This is a genomic window from Jannaschia formosa (assembly GCF_003340555.1).
Taxonomy (GTDB): domain Bacteria; phylum Pseudomonadota; class Alphaproteobacteria; order Rhodobacterales; family Rhodobacteraceae; genus Jannaschia; species Jannaschia formosa.
In genome coordinates, this window is record NZ_QPLJ01000068.1 from 1 (window position 1) to 3163 (window position 3163).

At 61.0% G+C, this 3163-nt stretch carries 1 protein-coding gene and 2 pseudogenes; all 3 read right to left on the reverse strand.

Annotation, left to right across the window (positions count from 1 at the left end; all coding sequences use genetic code 11):
* Positions 1-149: 149 nt before the first annotated feature.
* Positions 150-416, reverse strand: a pseudogene (locus DR046_RS24990) (IS3 family transposase); the annotation flags it as partial.
* 268 nt (positions 417-684) lie between these two features.
* The gene (locus DR046_RS22700) at positions 685-2886 is read right to left on the reverse strand and encodes a hypothetical protein (RefSeq protein WP_135227399.1); all 2202 of its coding nucleotides are present in this window, start codon (positions 2884-2886) and stop codon (positions 685-687) included.
* Positions 2887-3026: 140 nt separating this feature from the next.
* Positions 3027-3163 (reverse strand): annotated as a pseudogene (locus DR046_RS24505) (IS481 family transposase); the annotation flags it as partial.

Here is a 3163-nt window from a genome sequence, read left to right on the forward strand (position 1 = left end):
CCAGCGTCTCCAGCGGATCGCCCCCGTCCGAGATCTCCGCCAGCCGATCCTCGACGCTCCAAAAACCCGCCTGTCTCGCCATCGATCATCTCCCGCCGCCTCGGCAGGAGTGAATCATGACCTCAGACGCAAAGCGATAGGTTTCCGGAGGCCTCCAGGTTGACCGGCGCCTTTTGCGGGCCGCGGCGGCGGGGCTGCAACGCGCCCAGCGTGCCTGCCGTACGCGCCCGGCGCCAATCGGTCAGGGCCGAGGAATAAAACCCCTGACGCCGAAGGACGCCGGAGATCTCGCCAGTGTCTGCTGCCCGGTCCGTCTCATCCAGAATGCGCAGTTTGTATTTCGCAGTGGAACCGCGCCGCTTCGGCGTGCGCGTCAGCTCGGCCGTGGGGGCTGCCGGTGCGGCTACGACGCGGGCAGCTGTGACGTCGGGCGAAATGGCGTCGGACCCGGCATCTTATGAAAGGGGTGGCAGTGAGGGCATGCCCATCGGTTCGTTCTCCTGCGCCCCCAAGTGTAAACTTCAGCCGGTCGAATGTCTCACGCTTGTTGGGACGGAGGGCGCCCGCCTCAGAATACACTTCCAGTATCAGAGTGGGCGACAACTTCCCTGAATCAGGGGGCATGGGAGCGCGAGGTTCGGATTTTCCGATCAATGATGAAAAGCAGCGGGTTCGGACCGACTCTTATTTCCTGAAGATCTTTCGGGCGGTCAGCGAGACCAGTCGCAATGGGTACGAAATCTTCCAGGAGGTGCTTTGAAGGAGGACCCCCATCCGCTCTTCGGCCTGCCGCGCATCCGCGTAAGCTCGAGTCAACTCCTCCTGCAACCGGTCAATTTCTCCTTTGGTTTCCTCGAGGTCTTCAAGATACCGGGAGACGGTCGAGGCGACCTTGGCGATCTTGGTAGACTGGCGGTCTCTGGCAGCAATCAGGCCGGAGATTTCCCCCTCTTTCAGATCGAGGTGCTGCTGCAGCTCATCCTTCTCGTCGGTTTTCTGCGTCAATGCACGCTGTGCAGCGTTCCGTTCGGCTTCCATCGCCGCGCGCTCTGCCTCGAGCGCCGCGTGGGCCCTTTCCTGCTCGGTCAGCCGGGTTTCTGCCTCGGCAAGTTTGGCCTGGGCGGCCTCTCGCGCCGACTGCAGCTTCCCGCGCTCCGCCTTGAGTGCCTCATAAGCCTTGCCCTGCTCGTCCAGCCGCGCGTGCGCCTCGGCGAGTTTAGCTTGGGCGACCTCTCGCTCCGCCTGCAGCTTCCCGCGCTCCGCCTTAAGTGCCTCATGGGCCCTGCTCTGTTCGGAAAGCTCCATTTGCGCATTCTGAAAGTCGCGTTGATAGCGCAGGAGAGCTAATGACGACTTAGAAATCTCGGCAGATTGGCGGTCTCTGGCAGCAATCAGGCCGGAGATTTCCCCCTCTTTCAGATCGAGGTGCTGCTGCAGCTCATCCTTCTCGTCGGTTTTCTGCGTCAATGCACGCTGTGCAGCGTTCCGTTCGGCTTCCATCGCCGCGCGCTCTGCCTCGAGCGCCGCGTGGGCCCTTTCCTGCTCGGTCAGCCGGGTTTCTGCCTCGGCAAGTTTGGCCTGGGCGGCCTCTCGCTCCGACTGCAGCTTCCCGCACTCCGCCTTGAGTGCCTCATAAGCCTTGCCCTGCTCGTCCAGCCGCGCGTGCGCCTCGGCGAGTTTAGCCTGAGAGGCCTCGCGCTCCGCCGTCAACGCATCGGCGACCTTGTCCCGGTCGGCTCGCAGCGCCGCGCGCTCCGCTTCGAAAGCTTCGTGGGCCTTGCCCTGCTCGTCCAGCCGCGCGTGCGCCTCGGCGAGTTTAGCCTGAGAGGCCTTGCGCTCCGCCGTCAACGCATCGGCGACCTTGTCCCGGTCGGCTCGCAGCGCCGCGCGCTCCGCTTCGAAAGCTTCGTGGGCCTTGCCCTGCTCGTCCAGCCGCGCGTGTGCCTCGGCGAGTTTAGCCTGAGAGGCCTCGCGCTCCGCCTTCAGGACGTCTCCCCACGGATGAACGAGCGATCCCAGAGCTATCACGCTTTCATTGAACACCTGCCGAACTTGGTCGAGACGAGCGTGGTCGTCAAGATTTTCGCCAGTTTTCTCCCAGTTTCGGAAGATCGAGAATGTTTCCCGAAGCCAATTGGACAAGAGCGGATTGTCCAGTACGGCCTCCGGAGAAATACGATGGTGCTTCAACTCCTGCTTGACAGAAGAATTCAGAGTCTCGGCGTTGATATGAGAAAAGCGAGGCCAGTGGATTTCCAGTTCGTCGCCAAGTTTCTGCGCAACGCCGGGCCAGTTTTCGAGCAAATTGTCATAGCTGGTGAAGGACCGGCGCAGGTCACGCGTCGACACCTCGGCATCCAGTACATGGCGCAGCCAAAGCAGGTAACTATAGTCTCGCGAGAAGTTGTCGCGGGCATGCAGGGACTCGGCGACCTCGAGTGGATTCCGAGATATGTGTATGGCGATAGGCTCCACTCCCATTTCGTAAAGCAAGTCGATCCACAACGAAGCGAAGCGGCAAACCCTAGGATCCTTCACCACGAAAAACCCGGATCTTCCGTACTCCTTCTCGATCGCCGCGCCCAGATACTCCCGGTATTCATCAGCCTTGGACGAACGCAGCCAAGTCTCGGGAATAGGCCGATAATCGCACCAGTTCGTCCCGGCCGAGCGCAGCATGTCGTCATGCAATCGATGCAAACGCTCTGACTCAAAGTAGCCTTGAGGATTTTCCTTCGTCGCCTGCATGGGCGTTGCCGGTCCGTCACCGCCCAAAGTGTTGAGCAATCCGGCCAGCGCTGAAGTTCCGGAGCGGTGCATGCCGAGCACGATCAGGGCTTTGCGTTTCTGTGACTTGCCGGTGAAAGATTGCTTGGACGTCTGCATTCGCGCTGCTGCCTGAACATTGGAGTTTACTTCGACTTTTGTCGAGGCTCTGGGCTTGGAAATGGGTTTTTCGCCGGATACGGTGCCCCGAAGTTTGTGCTGCCGAGATGGACTTGAAGCTTTTTCCATTCCGCCGCCGCTCACGATTTTCCCCACCTGTCACATCCCGGCGGGTAGTATGGCCGTTTCCTGAACAGCTCTGGCTTGAGGGTGTGCCATTCCTTGATCGCCTGCAAGGGCGCCCTGGTCTCCAGGGCTGATTGCGGGAGTTGCTGGT